This is a genomic window from Streptomyces sp. NPDC014801, assembly GCF_043082085.1.
Classification (GTDB): domain Bacteria; phylum Actinomycetota; class Actinomycetes; order Streptomycetales; family Streptomycetaceae; genus Streptomyces.
The window spans coordinates 98,583-113,413 of record NZ_JBIBXG010000001.1; the positions used below are offsets into that span (position 1 = coordinate 98,583).

The window sequence follows — 14,831 nt, forward strand, 5'->3', positions numbered from 1 at the left end:
GGTGTCCGCGTTCCGTCCGGACCCGGACTTCCGCTCGGCCGCTTCAGCCCCGGAACGTCCGGTCGTCGCCTCCTGCTCGGGCTGACCGTTCCCTCCGGACTTCCCGGTGCGCTCGGCCCCCCGGGTCCCCGCCTCCGGGCCTGCGGCCCCCATGTCTCCGGTCGCCCCCGTGGAAGCGGATCCCGCGGATGCGGCCCCCGCGGCGGCGGCTCGCGCGGCTGCCGCCGCTCGCGCGGCCCTGGCGGCTCTGGCGGCCTTGGGGTCGGCGGCCGTCCCGGGCTCCTGCTTCGCCGAGCCCGGGGTCGGCTGCTGCGGCTCGTCGCTCATCTCGTGCACGGACTCCTGTTTTCGCGTCGTACGTTCCCGTACGGCCTACTGCGCCTGCCGGCGCCCACTTGCGCCGTCTGCGCCCACTTACGGCTTCAGCGCCCCCATTGAAGACTCTCGCAGCGGGCGTTTCGTTCCCGGGTGCCCGCACCGGGCCGCCGTCGGCCGGGAAAACGTGTGGCGGCCCGCGGCGGACACGCACTAGGCTCCTGCGCTTCGGTGCCGGGGCGAGCCGGGAGGTCGTCGGCGTGGGAACGGGGCGGTTGTACGCGGCCGTCGCGGTGGGCGGTTTCAGACGGTACGCGACGTATCGGGCGGCCACGGTCGCCGGGGTGTTCACGAACACCGTCTTCGGGTTGATCTTGGTATACACCTACCTGGCCCTGTGGAACGAAAAACCGCACCTCGGCGGCTACGACCAGGCGCAGGCCACGACGTACGTCTGGCTCGGCCAGGCGCTGCTGTCCGCGCTCGCGATCGGCGGCGGAGGCGTCGAGGACGAGCTGATGGAGCGCATCCGCACCGGCGACATCGCGATCGACCTGTACCGCCCGGTCGACCTGCAGCTGTGGTGGCTGGCGGCCGACGTGGGCCGGGCCTCCTTCCAGCTGCTGGGCCGGGGCGTGATTCCTTTCACCTTCGGCGCGCTGCTCTTCCCGGTCGCGCTGCCCTCGCGCCCCGCGACCTGGGCCGCCTTCCTTCTCGCCGTGGTGCTGGCGATGGTCGTCGGCTTCGGCATCCGCTACCTGGTGGCGCTGACCGCGTTCTGGCTGCTGGACGGCACCGGGGTCACGCAGATGCTGCTGATCACCGGTTTCTTCTGCTCCGGCATGCTGCTGCCGCTGAACCTGTTCCCCGGCGTGATCGGCGAGATCGTCCGCGCCCTGCCGTGGTCGTCGCTGCTGCAGGCCCCGGCCGACGTACTGCTGGGCCACGCGGTGCCGTGGCGGACGTACCTCTTCCAGGCGGGCTGGGCGGTGGTGCTGCTGGCGGCGGGCCGGGCCGTGCAGTCGGTGGCGACGCGCAGGGTGGTGGTGCAGGGTGGCTGAACGCGCCGCACTCGCCCGGCTCACGGCCGCGGCCCGCACGTACCGGCTGGTCGCGGGCATGTGGATCCGCTCCACCCTCGCCTACCGCACGAGCTTCGTCCTGACCACGCTCGGCAACTTCGCCCTGACCGGCCTGGACTTCGTGGCGATCCTGCTGATGTTCACCCGCGTGGACGCCCTCGGCGGCTACTCGCTCACCCAGGTCGCGTTCCTCTACGGCGCGTCCTCCGTCGCCTTCGGCGGGGCCGACCTGGCGATCGGCTCGATGGACCGCCTCGGCAAGCGGGTCCGCGACGGCACCCTCGACGTGCTGCTGGTGCGTCCGGCCCCGGTGCTCGCGCAGGTCGCCGCCGACCGCTTCGGCCTGCGGCGCCTGGGCCGGGTGACGCAGGGCGCGCTGGTGCTGGGCTGGGCGCTGCTGCACCTGGACGTCGACTGGACGCCGGTGCGGCTGCTGCTGATGCCGTTGATGCTGCTCAGCGGCTGGGTGATCTTCTGCGCGGTGTTCGTGGCGGGCGCGGCGTTCCAGTTCGTGGCGCAGGACGCCTCGGAGGTGCAGAACGCGTTCACCTACGGCGGGACGACGCTGCTGCAGTACCCGCCGACGATCTTCGCCACGGAACTGGTGCGCGGGGTGGTCTACGTCCTGCCGCTGGCGTTCGTGAACTGGCTGCCGGCGGCCTACGTCCTGGGCCTGCCGATGCCGCTGGACCTGCCCCGCTGGGTGGCGTTCGCGCCGCCGCTGGTGGCGGTGGCGTGCTGTGCCCTGGCCGGCGTGGCCTGGCGGGCGGGGCTTCGGGCCTATCGGAGTACGGGGAGTTGAGCGGACGCATGACGGATGCCCTGGCGACGGCGGCGCGGCCCTTCATCGAGGTGGACCGGGTCGAGAAGGTCTTCGACGTCCGCCGCAGGACCGGCCTGCTGAAACGGGAGCGGCGGCAGGTGCGGGCGGTGGACACGCTGTCCTTCACGGTCGCGCGCGGCGAGATGGTCGGCTACATCGGCCCGAACGGCGCGGGGAAGTCGACCACGATCAAGATGCTGACCGGCATCCTCACCCCGAGCGGCGGCCGGCTGCGCGTCGCCGGTATCGACCCCTCCCGTGAGCGCACCCGGCTCGCGCACCGCATCGGCGTGGTGTTCGGGCAGCGCACCACGCTGTGGTGGGACCTGCCGCTGATCGACTCCTACCGGCTGGTGCACCGCATGTACCGGGTGCCCGAGGCCCGTTACCGGGAGAACCTCGACCGCTGCGTGGAACTCCTCGAACTGGGCGACCTGTTGGACGTGCCGGTCCGGCAGCTGTCGCTCGGGCAGCGGATGCGCGGCGACATCGCGGCGGCGCTGCTGCACGACCCGGAGGTGCTGTACCTGGACGAGCCGACGATCGGCCTGGACGTGGTGTCGAAGGCCAAGGTCCGCGCGTTCCTGCGGGACCTGAACGCCGAGCGCGGCACGACGGTCCTGCTGACCACCCACGACCTGCAGGACATCGAGCAGTTGTGCTCCCGCGTGATGGTCATCGACCACGGCCGCCTGATGTACGACGGCCCGCTGGCCGGTCTGCACGAGGCGGGGGAGAGCGAGCGGACCCTGGTGGTGGACCTGGAACGCGAACTCCCGCCGATCGACGCGCCCGCGCCCGCCCGGGTGGTCCGGGTGGAGGGCCCGCGCCAGTGGCTGGCGTTCCCGGCGTCCCAGTCGGCGGCCCCGCTGGTGGCGCGGCTGGCGACCGAGTATCCGCTGGTGGACCTGTCGGTGCGGGAGCCCGACATCGAGGCGGTGATCGCGCGCATGTACGCCGAGCAGCCACCGCACCCGGCCCAGCACCCGGTGCCGTAGCGACCGCAGCAGGGGCCAGCACCCGGTGCGGTAACCAGCGCACCCGGCCCAGCATCCGGTGCCGTAACCCCGCGCCCGGCCGGGGTCAGCCGGTGCCGTAACCCCGCGCCCGGCCGGGGGCAGCCGGTGCTGTAGTCCCCGCTCCCGGCCGGTCACCCGGTGTCGTAGCCGCCGACCGGTGTGTCTCGTAGGCTGCTCGCATGACCGACGACGCAGTCCCGGATCTCCGTGCCTCCGACGCCGACCGTGAGCGGGTCGCCGAGATCCTGCGGGACGCCCTCGCCGAGGGGCGCCTGGACATGGCCGAGTTCGAGGAACGGCTCGACGCGACGTACAAGGCGCGCACCTACGGGGAACTGGCGCCGATCACCCGCGATCTGCCGGCCGCCGGGACGCCGGCCGCACCGCCCGTCTCCCTGACCAAGGAGCCCGCGGTGAGCGGGAGTTGGCAGGACCGTGTCGTCGGCGGCGACGGCTCCTCGCAGTGGGCCGTGGCGATCATGTCCGGCTTCCAGCGCAAGGGCCGCTGGACCGTGCCGCGCCGCATGGACTGCGTGGCCTTCTGGGGCGGCGGGGAACTCGACCTGCGCGAGGCGGTCTTCGCCGACCGCGAGGTCGTGATCAACTGCGTGGCCGTCATGGGCGGCGTGAACATCGTCGTGCCGCCCGGCGTCGAGGTCGTCGTCCGCGGCATCGGGATCATGGGCGGTTTCGACCACCACGAGGCCGGCCACGCGGGCGAGCCGGGCGCGCCCCGGGTGATCGTCACCGGGTTCGCTTTCTGGGGCGGCGTCGGCATCGAGCGCAAGCTGCCGCGCGCGGAGCGGCTGCGGCTGAAGGAGGAGCGCCGCCGCGAGAAGCTGGACCGCAGGGCGTCGCTGCGCGAGCTCCAGTCCGGCTTCCACGAGGACGTCCGCGAGGCCCACCGCCGCATGCGCGAGGACCACCGCGACCTCCTGCACGAGCGCCGCGACCTCCAGCGCGAACGCCGCGAGGAGCGCCGCGAGCGGCGCGACCGCAGGAGGCGGGGGGAGTACTGACGCGCGGGGGGAGTACTGACACGGGGCGCCCCGGCTCCCGTCCGACGACCGGCGTCCGGCGACCACGCGGAGGCAGCCGCCCGGCCTCAGGTCCGCGCCCCCGCCACGCTCAGCGATCCCTCGGCGCCGCTCGTCAGCAGCCGCAGGTCGAAGGACTGTGCCATCCGGCGGTAGCCGAGGTCGCTCGGGTGGAGGTGGTCCCCGCAGTCGTACTCCGCCCGCAGCCGTCGCGGGTCGTACGGGTCGCGCAGGGCCGCGTCGAAGTCGGTCACCGCGTCGTACACGTGCCCCGCTCTGATCTCGGCGTTGATCCGCTGCCGTACCGCCTCGCGCGCGGCCGAGTACCCGTGGTGCCCGCCGAACGGCATCAGCGTCGCCCCGACCACGCGCAGCCCGCGCGCGTGCGCCTGCCGCACCAGGGTCCGCAGCCCGGCGAGCACCCGCTCGGGGTCGGCGAGCCGGGGCGCGCGCAGGATGTCGTTGATGCCGAGGTCGATCACGACGACCCGGACGCCCGAGCGGCCGAGCGCGTCCCGGCCGAAGCGCGCGAGCCCGCTGGGGTTCTGCGCGGGCCGCCCGGGCCCGTCGGCGAGCACCTGGTTGCCGCTCATCCCGGCGTTGACGACGCCGTAGCGCGGCACCTCCCGGCCTTCCTCGGCGGCCGCCCGCAGCCGGTCCGCCAGGACGTCGGGCCAGCGCCGGTTGGCGCCGACCGTCGAGGCGGAGCCGTCGGTGATCGAGTCGCCGAAGACGACGACGGTGCCGTCGGCCCCGTGGCCGAGCACGTCCAGCGCGGTCAGGTAGCGCCAGTACGGCACCCGTCCGGTGTACGGCGTGCCGCTCACGCTCTCGGTGCGGTCGCCGTCGGCGACGTAGGAGATCTGCCGGGCCTGGTGGTGCACGGTGACCGGCCCGGACGGGACGGGGGAGAACGTGGTCACCAGGACGTCGCCGTCGGCGGGTATCGCCACCCGCGCCGGATCGCTCACCACCTGCCCGCCGGCCGGTATGACGACCCTCGGGGCCCCGCCGAACGTCAGCCGCCGCATGCTGTCCGGCCGCGCCGTGGCGGTGCCGGAGGGGTCGGCGACGGCGAGGGAGGCGTGCGTGATCGTCAGCGGCGCGGCGCCGTAGAGGTTGGACAGCGTGACGCGGGCACTCGTACCGCCGACGCTGGTGTGCACGACGTTGCGCACCGACCGCCCGGCGAGGCCGCCCGTGGCCGTCCCCGGTTCGGTGCCGGAAGGCGCGGCGGACCAGGTGCCCACCCACAGCCCGGTGGACGCGGGCGCGGCGGAGTCCGGCGGGGCGGCGGCGGTGCGCGCGCCGGAGCCGCCGGTGCCGAGGCCGGTGCCGGCGACGGAGACGTACAGGCCGGCCGACACGACCGCGACGAGAGCGACGATCGCGCAGAGCAGGGCGGTGCCGTGACGCCTGGTCATGGGGCAGGTCTCTCCTCGGACCAGGGGAGCCCGGGACGGGTGCCCGGTACTCCGAAAGGATCACCTCATGATGCGGCATGAGGAAAAAACGACCACCGACGGGCCCCCGGGACGAACCACCCCGCGGCCCCGGGCTGACGGCCCCGAGGCCGCGGACAGGCCGCCCCGAGGCCGCGGAGCGGGAACACGCAAGGCCGCGGAACGGGACCCGCAAGGCCGCGGCCCGGGCGCCCGCCGCCCCCGCCCCCGGGAACCTTTCGCCCGCCCCCGGAGTCGGTCATAGGGGGACGAGAGGGGTACCGGACAAGACAATGGGTCGCAGCACCGTGATCGGATGGAGCGGATGGAACCGGAGACACAGACCGGCCGGCAACCGGAGACACAGACCGGCCGGCAACCGGAGACACGGACCGGCCAGGAACCGGAGGCACAGGCCGGCCGGGCGACCACGACCGCACGCGCCATGACCGCCTTCGGCCCCGCCGACGAGGAGCGCCGCCGCGGTGTGCGCCGTATGAAACTCACCGCGACCGGTCTGCTCCTCCTCGTCGCCGTCGTCTACGTCCTCGCGAAGTGGGCGCACGGCTCCGGCGCGGGCCCCTGGGCCGGGTACGTCGCCGCGGCCGCCGAGGCCGGCATGGTCGGCGCGCTCGCCGACTGGTTCGCGGTCACCGCGCTCTTCCGCCACCCGCTCGGCCTGCCCATCCCGCACACCGCGATCATCCCGACGAAGAAGGACCAGCTGGGCGTCTCCCTCGGCGAGTTCGTCGGGGAGAACTTCCTCTCCGAGGACGTCGTACGGCAGCGGCTGCGCGCCGTCGGCATCGGCAGCAGGCTCGGTGCCTGGCTCGCCGAACCGGCGAACGCCGACCGGGTGACCGCCGAGCTGTCCACCGCGCTGCGCGGCGCGCTGACCGTGCTGCGCGACTCCGACGTGCAGGCGGTGGTCGGCGAGGCCATCACCCGGCGCGCGGGCGCCCAGGAGATCGGCCCCGGCCTCGGCAAGATGCTGGAGAAGATCGTCGCTGACGGCGGCCACAAGCGCGTCGTCGACCTGATCGTCACCCGTGCCCACGACTGGCTCGTGCTGCACGGCGACTCGGTGATGGACGCCGTGCAGGGCGGCGCCCCCGGCTGGACGCCACGGTTCGTGGACCGCAAGGTCGGCGAGCGCGTCTACAAGGAGCTGCTGCGCTTCTGCGCCGAGATGCGCGACATGCCCTCCCACCCCGCGCGCGGCGCCCTGGACCGCTTCCTCGGTGACTTCGCGGGCGATCTGCAGTCCGACACGGACACCCGGGCGCGGGTGGAGCGGCTCAAGGGCGAGGTGCTGGGCCGCGGCGAGGTGCAGGACCTGATCGCGTCGGCGTGGACGGCCGTACGCTCCATGATCGTCTCCGCGGCGGAGGACGAGCGCAGCCAGCTGCGGCTGCGGGTGCGTGCCTCCCTGCTGGCGCTGGGTGCCCGCATGGCGTCCGACCCGGGCACCCAGGGCAAGGTCGACCGCTGGGTGGAGGGCGCGGCCGTGCACGTCGTCACCACCTACCGCAAGGAGATCACCTCGCTGATCACCGACACGGTCGCCGGCTGGGACGCCGAGCACACCACCCGCAAGATCGAGGCGCACATCGGCCGCGACCTGCAGTTCATCCGGATCAACGGCACGGTCGTCGGCTCCCTGGCCGGTCTGCTGATCTACGTCGTGACGCAGGCGCTGGGGGCCTGAGCGGGGGTCCGGCGGGGCGCCCGGGCAGCCGGCGCGGGGCGGCGCCGGGCGCCTGACCGGGCGTAAGGCGGGCAGGCCGGGGCACCCGTTCGAGCGGTTCGCTCGCAGAGGAGGGTGCCCATGACCACCGCGGAGGCCGGGACCGGCCGTACCGTCACCACGAACATCCCCGCCCGTCTCGACCGCCTGCCGTGGTCCCGGTGGCACTGGACGATCGTCGTCGGCCTCGGCACCGTATGGATCCTCGACGGGCTCGAAGTCACCGTCGTCGGCAACATCGCCAGCCGGCTGTCGGAGTCCGGCAGCGGGCTGGACATCAGCTCCGGCCAGATCACCGGCACGGCAGCCGCCCTCTATGTGGCCGGTGCCTGCGCCGGCGCCCTGTTCTGGGGCCGCCTGACCGACCGCTGGGGCCGCAAGAAGCTGTTCATGATCACCCTGGCGGTGTATCTCGCGGCCACGGCCCTGACCGCGTTCTCCTTCGACGCCTGGTGGTTCTTCCTGTTCCGCTTCCTCACCGGCTTCGGCATCGGCGGTGAGTACGCGGCCATCAACTCCGCGATCGACGAGCTGATCCCGGCGAACTACCGCGGCCGCGTCGACCTGATCATCAACGGCAGCTTCTGGCTCGGCGCCGTCGGCGGCTCCCTGCTGTCGATCCTCGCGCTGAACACCGCGATCCTGCCCAAGGACCTCGGCTGGCGGCTGACGTTCGCGCTCGGCGCCGTCCTCGCCCTGGTCATCCTGCTGGTCCGCCGCCACGTCCCGGAGAGCCCGCGCTGGCTGCTGATCCACGGCAGGGACCGGGAGGCGGAGGAAATCGTCTCCTCCATCGAACAGCGGGTGGAGTCCGAGCAGGGCGGCAAGCGGCTGCCGGAACCCGAGGGCGAGATCACCATCAACCAGCGCGGCAGCGTCACCTTCCTGGAGATCGCCCGCACGGTCTTCGCCCGCTACCGGCGCCGCTCGATCCTCGGCTTCTCGCTCTTCATCGGCCAGGCGTTCCTGTACAACGCGATCACCTTCGGCTTCGGCGCGATCCTGACGACGTTCTTCAAGGTGCCGTCCGACCACACCGGCTACTACTTCGCCGTCATCGCGGTCGGCAACTTCTGCGGCCCGCTGCTGCTCGGCAAGCTCTTCGACACGGTCGGCCGCCGGGTGATGATCTCCGGGACCTACCTGCTGTCCGGCCTGCTGCTGTTCGGCACGGCCTGGCTGTTCGACCAGGGCCACCTGAACGCCACGACGCTCACCGCCTGCTGGTGCGCGGTGCTGTTCTTCGCCTCGGCGGGCGCGAGCAGCGCGTACCTGACCGTCTCCGAGGTCTTCCCGATGGAGACCCGCGCGATGTCCATCGCCTTCTTCTACGCCCTCGGCACGGCGGCCGGCGGCATCAGCGGCCCGGTGCTGTTCGCCGACCTGACCGGCACGGGCAAGGTCGGCGACACGGTCCTCGCGTTCTCCATCGGCGCGGCGCTGATGTGCGCGGCGGGCCTGGTGGCCGCCTTCCTGGCGGTGAAGGCGGAACGCCGCTCCCTGGAGGACATCGCCCAGCCGCTCACCGCGGTGACGAAGGCCTCCGGCGCGGGCGCGTCCGGTACGGCACCGGGGCGGCCGGAGTCGAATCCGGCGACGGCGTAGGCGTAGGCGCATGCAGGCGGCGGCGCAGGCGTAGGCAGGCGACGGCGCAGGCGGAGGCAAGCCGTCGAAGGGGCCGGTCCCGGTCGCCGTAGCGACTCGGACCGGCCCCTCAGCCTGTGCCCTGCCGGAACCCGGCCCTCCTACTGCGCGTCGCGGTCGGCGACGGCCCAGGAGGCGAGGGCGACGGCGCCGGCGACGCCGAAGACGGCCGGCCAGGCGCCGACCTTCTTCGCCAGCGGATGCGACCCCGCGAAGGCGGCGACATACGCGGCCGTCAGCGCACCGGCGGCCTTCCCGCCGGCCCGCGCCCGCCACTGCTGCGCGGCGGCCGCGCCCGCAACGGCCAGTACGGCCCCGCCGAGCTGCCGCTTCTTCGTCCACCGGGCCACGCCGTACCCGCCGACGAGCCCGCTCGCGGCGACCACCGCGCTGGGGACCTTGGCCATGCCTGCCTCCTGTCACCGACCAGTCCGTCTGCCCCGAGGCTAACTCCGCGCCCAGGCCGGCCCGCGTACCTGAGTCCCCCCTTGTCAATTTTCTTCCCCGGAGCTATATAAAAACCGTAGGCCACCGCATGAGGCAGCACGTACGGGAAGGAGTGAACTGTGATGCTCATGCGCACCGACCCGTTCCGTGAACTGGACCGCGTCACGCAGCAGGTCTTCGGCGCCATGGCCCGCCCCTCCGCGATGCCGATGGACGCCTACCGCCACGGGGACGACTTCCTGGTCCACTTCGACCTCCCCGGCATCGACCCCGAGTCGATCGAACTCGACGTCGAACGCAACGTCCTCACCGTCCGCGCCGAGCGCACCTCGCCCGCACCCCAGGACGCCGAAGTGATCGCCGCCGAGCGGCCCACGGGCGCCTTCACCCGCCAGCTGTTCCTCGGCGACACGCTCGACACGGACCGCATCGACGCCTCGTACGACGCCGGTGTCCTGACCCTGCGCATCCCGGTCGCCGAACAGGCCAAGCCCCGCCGCATCCAGATCAGCGGCGGAGGGCAGCGCAAGGAACTGAACAGCTGACCGCCCGTCGGTCAAAAGAACGTCCCGCGGCCGGAGTTGTCCCCCTTCCGGTCCGCGGGACGTGTACGAACCGCCCCGCGGGGGATTCGGTTACGGGCGCCACGGTCCACCGCATGCACCTGCCCGTGGCCGCCCGGGACCAGGAGGAGGAGCCGCCCATGACGACGACGGTGCCGAACACGCCGATGCCGACGACGACGCCGGAGACGACGACACCAAAGACGACGCTGACCACGCCGGCGTGGACGCCCGACGCCCCGCCGCTGCCCCACCCGGCGAAGGCGCCGCGGACGCGGGTACACCAGACGGCGCCGACGACCTCACAGCCGCGGACACTGCCGCAGCCGATGACGTCGAGGGAGCAGGACGAGGGCTGGCGCAGCCTCACCGAGGCGGTGCAGGAGGCGGGCCAGTACACGACGAGAGCGGAGGCGGAACGGGTCACCCGTATCGTCCTGTCCGCGCTGGGCGGCCATGTGATCGGCGAGGAGCGCGTGGCGCTGGCCCAGGCGCTCCCGCACGAGGCGGCAACGGTGGTCGCCTCCCAGATCCCGGCCACCCGCCGCCTGACCGCGGCGGAGTTCGTGGACGCGGTGGCGGCCCGCATCGAGGGCGCGACCCCGGCCACGGCCCGCTGGGACGTCAGCTCCGTCCTCAGCGTCCTGCCGCCGCTGCTGGGCGAGGACCTGACGAACCGCATCATTGCCGAACTCCCCACGGGCTACGCCCTGCTGTTCGGCAGGGCGGACCTGGCCCCGCAGCAGTAACGCGCCCGCGCGCAGGCGGCGGCAACGCCCGCCCGCGCGGAGGCGGTCCCGGCCGCAACGGCACGGCACCGGCCGGGACCGCACGTCCGCGCACCGGCGGTCCCGGCCGAATGGGCACGGCGCCCGGCCGGGACGGCACGTCCGCGCACCGGCGGTTCCGGCCGTAAGGGCACGCCGCCGGCCGGGGCCCGCACGTCCGCGCATCGGAGGTCCCGGCCGAAACCGGATGGCGTCCGACCGGGGCCACCGCCAACACTGTCCCGCGTGGACCACTTCACGACGCGCGACGGCACCCGCATCGCCTACGACGACCAGGACCCCGGCGGAACGGCCGGGCCGGTACTCCTCCTGCACGGCCTGGCAGGCCACCTGGGCGAATGGGACGACCTGACCCCACGCCTGCTCGCCGACGGCCACCGCGTGATCCGCTACGACGCCCGGGGCCACGGCGCAAGCACCCGCACCCCGTCCGACATGACCCGAGCGGCGGCGGTCTCGGACGCGGCGGCCCTGCTCACCCACCTCCGCGTCCCCCCGGCCACGCTGCTCGGACAGTCCCTGGGCGGCCTGACAGCCCTCCAACTGGCCGCCCGCCACCCCGACCTGGTCTCCCACCTGATCCTGATCGAGGCCGGCCCGGCGGGCCCGAACCCGGCCCTCCCCACCCAGATCGCCACCTGGCTGGACAGCTGGCCCACCCCGTTCCCCACCCTCACGGAGGCCACCACCTTCCTCGGCCACGAGGCCTGGTCCCGAGGCCTGGAAAAACGCCAGGACGGCTACCACCCCCGCTTCACCCGAGACACGATCCTCGCGGCGATCCAGGAACTGTCCACGAACGACTACTGGCCGGACTGGTCCCACATCACCTGCCCGACACTGCTCCTACGGGGCGAGAAGGGCACGATGCGCCCCAAGGAGGCGGAGGAAATGCAATCCCGCCGCCCGGACACCCGGGTGCAGGTGATCGCAGGGGCAGGCCACGACGTACATCTGGACCGACCGGAGGCGGTGTACGAGGCGATGGTGGCCTTCATGGCCGGATCACCGTCCGTGTAGAGGGAGGTCGGGCATCCGGGGGTGCAGCAGGAATTGCCGTCCCACGCTGTCGACCCGAAGACTGAACTCCTCCGGCCCTGGCCGGCCTGCAGCCTGGTAGAGGTCAATGACGCGTTCAACGCGCTCCCACAGCCTCACCGGTCCGCCTTCGCGAACCTCCCACCCGTCGCCGGACGGTGACAATGCGGCGGCGGATCCGCTGACGACGTCGATGAGGTAGTGGACGCCATGGAGAACGGTCAACTGGGCGTCAGGAACGGCAGCCTGGGCGAGGAAGCGGAGATGGAAGGCGTCCGTTGTCGCAGCCGTGATGAACGCGGGAGCATGCCGGGCACGGCGTGGCCCCTGGCAGAGGCCCGCGGCCCAGTCACTGGGATTCCCGAATGCCGGTGCCGCGTGCGCCCGGGCGGACATGAACGAGATGGTGCCCGGCAGCAGTGGGCCTTCGGCGCTTCCGTCTCCGGCGACCGTGAGCAGGACACGGGCATGGCCGTAGAGCCAGCCGGACAGATTGAGAAGGATCTTCCCGTCGGGCCGGGTCTGCTGCACGAGAGCCGGAGGCACCCTGCGGAAGGAACAGGCGGTGACGATCCGGTCGAACCAGGCTTCCGGCCAGTACCCATGGAACCCGTCCGCGGCAGCCAGAGTCGGCGTGTACCCGCAGTCGTGCAGCGTGTCGGCAGCAGCCTCCAGCCGTCGGGAGTCGACTTCGATGCTGGTGACGTGCGAGGAGCCGAGACGTTCGCAGGCCAGCGCGGTCGAGTAGCCGGTCCCGGTGCCGATCTCCAGTACCGTGTGCCCCTCCTCCACCTCGGCATCCACCCACATGCGTACGACGAGCGACGGCATCGTGGACGAGGAAGTGGGTGACCCGCCGTGACGGACGGCGGGGTTCCGCCAGTCGGGCTCGGTGCCGTCGAACTGTGTGACCAGCGTCGTGTCGGAGTAGGCGGCGGAGAGCCATCGTCCGTAGGCACGATCCGCTGTGATGGGCTCCCAGACTGTCAGTCCATCCCCGCCCCGGTCGTCGGCGGGGAGGTAGAAGTACGGCACGAAGCGGTGCCGGGGCACGGTGGCCACTGCGCTCCGCCAGCCGGCGTCGTCCAGAAGACCTTCCTGGGCCAGGGCCTTGGTCATCGCCGCGCGCATGGGCAGCGCGTCGGTTTCAGGATCGGCGGGCAAGGTCACTGTCCCCGCCTCCTTTCAGGGTCAAGATGTCGGCGAACACCTCGGCGATGGCGGGGGCGTCCGGGAGCCATCCCCACTGCCCGTTCGGATTGCACTCGATGGCCCACCAGTCCGTGGAGTCCTCCCCTTCCCCGGTGATCGCGAAGTCGAAGCAGCCGAAGACGAGGCCGAAGGAGGCCAGATAGCCGTGCAGCGCCCCTTCGATCGAGGCGGGCACGGTGACGGGAGATTGGATGAGTTCGTTCCAGTCACCACGACGCCAGTCGAGGTCCCCGTTCGGAGTTGTGATCCGCTGCGCGAAGACTCGGTCACTGATGACGGTCACCCGAACGTCACAGGTCTTGGGAATCTCGGCCTGGAACAGGTGCGCGGTCGCCCTGAGCGAGTCGTCGAAGGTTGTGGGATCGATGCGCTGGGTCCAAATGGCGCCGGTCTGCCCGCTGTCACACGGAGGCAGGCCGCGGAACGTCTTGTAGACCACCCGCTCATGGCGGTCGGCGAAGTCTTGTGCGGCCCCCATGTCATTGGTGATGAGGGTCGGCGGAATCCGCAGCCCGAGCTCGGTGAGTCTTTGCAACTGGGTCGGCTTGAAGTCGGCCCGTGTCACCGCGTGAGGATGATTGACGTACAGAGCGGAGCTCAGGCTGTTGAGCACCCCACCGAGCCCGTGCCGTGCCTCCGCGGAAGCGAAATCCCGCTGCTGGGCAGGCAGATGGCTGAACCGACACGCATAGGGGGTGGGCCGTCGCCAGTAGACCGCACCGATCTCAGTGGGTTCCACCATCCGCGTCGCCGTCCGCAGCCATCCACTCCATTGACGCCTGCCCGGTCCGATGTGGAACCCGAAGGCGAGCTCGCGCCCGATGTCCGCCGGATCGGCGCGGACGACTGGTACCGCTCGTGCGTTCAGGGCCTCGACGACCCGGTCGGCAGTGACGTCCTCGAGCGATGTGAGGACGAGTACGGTCGGGTTCATTGGTCAGTCCGACTCGTAGTCCGTGGTGTTGTCGTCTTGCGTCTGCGGCTGAGGCGTCTGCCCGTCGCCGCCACCGGACACCGAGGCGGTACCGGTCGTGCGGGACGTGCCGTGCTTCCCCATCTCCACGACGTCACCCGACGCGTCCGTGTAGCGGGCGGTCTGGGTGACCGAGTCCAGTACCACGGTGGCGTACGCGGGAGGAGACACCGGAAGCCGGTCGGACACAAGACGGAGGGCCCACGGTGCGTGGCCGGCCGGCACGTTTACGCCGTCCTCCCCGCCGGTGCCGGAGTAACGGCCGGGCGGTTCGGCCAGCCGGGACCGGCCGGTCTTCACGAGGGCGACGACGGACTCCGGGGCGCACAGGTCGCCCTCGTAGCGGGGCGGAACCGCCCAGTACGTTCCAGGAGGCTGCTGCCGGTCGGGCCGCGGCACGCCGAGATAGGTGCCGCTGCCCAGGCACCCGGTGACGCGGTCGTGGGGCCAGGTGAGTGCCGCACGGGCCTGGATGAGGGCGTAGTAGGTTCCGCCCGAGCACCTGGTGTCATGGATGACCGCTCCGTCCAGTAATGCGCCGAGCGCCACCACCACTTCGGCGTGCTGCTGGCTTCCCACGCCGGCGTGGACGACCTCGGCTGCCATGCGTACGGCTGCGAACCGCTCGCCGAGGGGCAGCAAGGCCACGCCCTGGGTCTCCCACTCCCTTCGGGCCTGTTCCGGTGCAGGGTCGGCCCGGG

Annotated in this window: 14 protein-coding genes; 9 read left to right on the plus strand and 5 right to left on the minus strand. The window is 72.4% G+C overall.

What is annotated here, in order from left to right; genetic code table 11:
- Window positions 1–575: 575 nt before the first annotated feature.
- The 4 genes from ACF1AL_RS00470 to ACF1AL_RS00485 all read left to right on the plus strand — a co-directional run bounded on the left by ACF1AL_RS00470 (window position 576) and on the right by ACF1AL_RS00485 (window position 4,258).
- Complete coding sequence (locus tag ACF1AL_RS00470) at window positions 576–1,376, plus strand: ABC transporter permease (protein ID WP_391825215.1); 801 nt, start codon at window positions 576–578, stop codon at window positions 1,374–1,376.
- Window positions 1,377–1,434: 58 nt separating this feature from the next.
- Complete coding sequence (locus tag ACF1AL_RS00475; protein WP_391779357.1) at window positions 1,435–2,199, plus strand: ABC transporter permease; 765 nt, start codon at window positions 1,435–1,437, stop codon at window positions 2,197–2,199.
- An 8-nt stretch (window positions 2,200–2,207) separates the two neighbouring features.
- Window positions 2,208–3,218 carry an ATP-binding cassette domain-containing protein gene (locus ACF1AL_RS00480; protein ID WP_391825216.1) on the plus strand — a complete coding sequence of 337 codons (1,011 nt, stop codon included), beginning with the start codon at window positions 2,208–2,210 and terminating at the stop codon, window positions 3,216–3,218.
- A 200-nt stretch (window positions 3,219–3,418) separates the two neighbouring features.
- A complete protein-coding gene (locus ACF1AL_RS00485; protein ID WP_386416981.1) occupies window positions 3,419–4,258 on the plus strand; it encodes a DUF1707 domain-containing protein in 840 nt (279 codons plus the stop codon).
- Between the two features lie 86 nt (window positions 4,259–4,344).
- On the opposite strand, the gene ACF1AL_RS00490 is transcribed toward ACF1AL_RS00485, so the two are convergent.
- On the minus strand, window positions 4,345–5,700 hold the full coding sequence (locus ACF1AL_RS00490) for an SGNH/GDSL hydrolase family protein (protein ID WP_391825217.1): 1,356 nt from the start codon (window positions 5,698–5,700) through the stop codon (window positions 4,345–4,347).
- Window positions 5,701–6,163: 463 nt separating this feature from the next.
- On the opposite strand from ACF1AL_RS00490, the gene ACF1AL_RS00495 reads away from it, so the two are divergent.
- Window positions 6,164–7,426 (plus strand): DUF445 domain-containing protein, encoded by a 1,263-nt coding sequence (locus ACF1AL_RS00495; RefSeq protein ID WP_391659994.1) that lies wholly within the window; start codon window positions 6,164–6,166, stop codon window positions 7,424–7,426.
- Between the two features lie 120 nt (window positions 7,427–7,546).
- Window positions 7,547–9,070, plus strand: coding sequence for an MFS transporter (locus ACF1AL_RS00500; protein WP_391694367.1), 1,524 nt, complete (start codon window positions 7,547–7,549; stop codon window positions 9,068–9,070).
- Window positions 9,071–9,210: 140 nt separating this feature from the next.
- Here the strand turns inward: ACF1AL_RS00500 and ACF1AL_RS00505 are convergent, their stop codons facing one another.
- Window positions 9,211–9,516, minus strand: coding sequence for a hypothetical protein (locus ACF1AL_RS00505; protein ID WP_366834299.1), 306 nt, complete (start codon window positions 9,514–9,516; stop codon window positions 9,211–9,213).
- A 162-nt stretch (window positions 9,517–9,678) separates the two neighbouring features.
- Between ACF1AL_RS00505 and ACF1AL_RS00510 the strand changes: the two genes are divergently transcribed.
- The 3 genes from ACF1AL_RS00510 (at window position 9,679) to ACF1AL_RS00520 (ending at window position 11,927) form a co-directional block, all read left to right on the plus strand.
- Window positions 9,679–10,101 carry an Hsp20/alpha crystallin family protein gene (locus tag ACF1AL_RS00510; protein WP_366834300.1) on the plus strand — a complete coding sequence of 141 codons (423 nt, stop codon included), beginning with the start codon at window positions 9,679–9,681 and terminating at the stop codon, window positions 10,099–10,101.
- 347 nt (window positions 10,102–10,448) lie between these two features.
- Window positions 10,449–10,868 (plus strand): DUF2267 domain-containing protein, encoded by a 420-nt coding sequence (locus ACF1AL_RS00515; RefSeq protein ID WP_391695220.1) that lies wholly within the window; start codon window positions 10,449–10,451, stop codon window positions 10,866–10,868.
- Between the two features lie 264 nt (window positions 10,869–11,132).
- Window positions 11,133–11,927: an alpha/beta fold hydrolase gene (locus tag ACF1AL_RS00520; RefSeq protein WP_391825218.1), complete on the plus strand. Its 795-nt coding sequence runs from the start codon at window positions 11,133–11,135 to the stop codon at window positions 11,925–11,927.
- Here the strand turns inward: ACF1AL_RS00520 and tgmC are convergent.
- From tgmC to ACF1AL_RS00535, 3 genes are read right to left on the minus strand one after another with little or no spacing between them, the layout of a single operon-like run.
- Complete coding sequence (gene tgmC, locus ACF1AL_RS00525; RefSeq protein ID WP_391825219.1) at window positions 11,913–13,115, minus strand: ATP-grasp peptide maturase system methyltransferase; 1,203 nt, start codon at window positions 13,113–13,115, stop codon at window positions 11,913–11,915. The genes ACF1AL_RS00520 and tgmC overlap by 15 nt on opposite strands.
- Entirely contained in the window at window positions 13,093–14,091 is a 999-nt protein-coding gene (tgmB, locus tag ACF1AL_RS00530) for an ATP-grasp ribosomal peptide maturase (protein ID WP_391825220.1), read from the minus strand. The genes tgmC and tgmB overlap by 23 nt, the downstream gene beginning before the upstream one ends.
- A 3-nt stretch (window positions 14,092–14,094) precedes the next feature.
- Window positions 14,095–14,778 (minus strand): putative ATP-grasp-modified RiPP, encoded by a 684-nt coding sequence (locus ACF1AL_RS00535; protein ID WP_391825221.1) that lies wholly within the window; start codon window positions 14,776–14,778, stop codon window positions 14,095–14,097.
- Window positions 14,779–14,831 lie beyond the last annotated feature (53 nt).

Excerpts from the sequence above, each read along its gene's own strand:
- ACF1AL_RS00475 (WP_391779357.1), top strand. The coding sequence starts at position 1,435 with ATGTGGATCCGCTCCACCCTCGCCTACCGCACGAGCTTCGTCCTGACC.
- ACF1AL_RS00480 (WP_391825216.1), top strand. The coding sequence starts at position 2,208 with ATGACGGATGCCCTGGCGACGGCGGCGCGGCCCTTCATCGAGGTGGAC.
- ACF1AL_RS00485 (WP_386416981.1), top strand. The coding sequence starts at position 3,419 with ATGACCGACGACGCAGTCCCGGATCTCCGTGCCTCCGACGCCGACCGT.
- ACF1AL_RS00490 (WP_391825217.1), bottom strand. The coding sequence starts at position 5,700 with ATGACCAGGCGTCACGGCACCGCCCTGCTCTGCGCGATCGTCGCTCTC.
- ACF1AL_RS00495 (WP_391659994.1), top strand. The coding sequence starts at position 6,164 with ATGACCGCCTTCGGCCCCGCCGACGAGGAGCGCCGCCGCGGTGTGCGC.
- ACF1AL_RS00500 (WP_391694367.1), top strand. The coding sequence starts at position 7,547 with ATGACCACCGCGGAGGCCGGGACCGGCCGTACCGTCACCACGAACATC.
- ACF1AL_RS00505 (WP_366834299.1), bottom strand. The coding sequence starts at position 9,516 with ATGGCCAAGGTCCCCAGCGCGGTGGTCGCCGCGAGCGGGCTCGTCGGC.
- ACF1AL_RS00510 (WP_366834300.1), top strand. The coding sequence starts at position 9,679 with ATGCTCATGCGCACCGACCCGTTCCGTGAACTGGACCGCGTCACGCAG.
- ACF1AL_RS00515 (WP_391695220.1), top strand. The coding sequence starts at position 10,449 with ATGACGTCGAGGGAGCAGGACGAGGGCTGGCGCAGCCTCACCGAGGCG.
- tgmB (WP_391825220.1), bottom strand. The coding sequence starts at position 14,091 with ATGAACCCGACCGTACTCGTCCTCACATCGCTCGAGGACGTCACTGCC.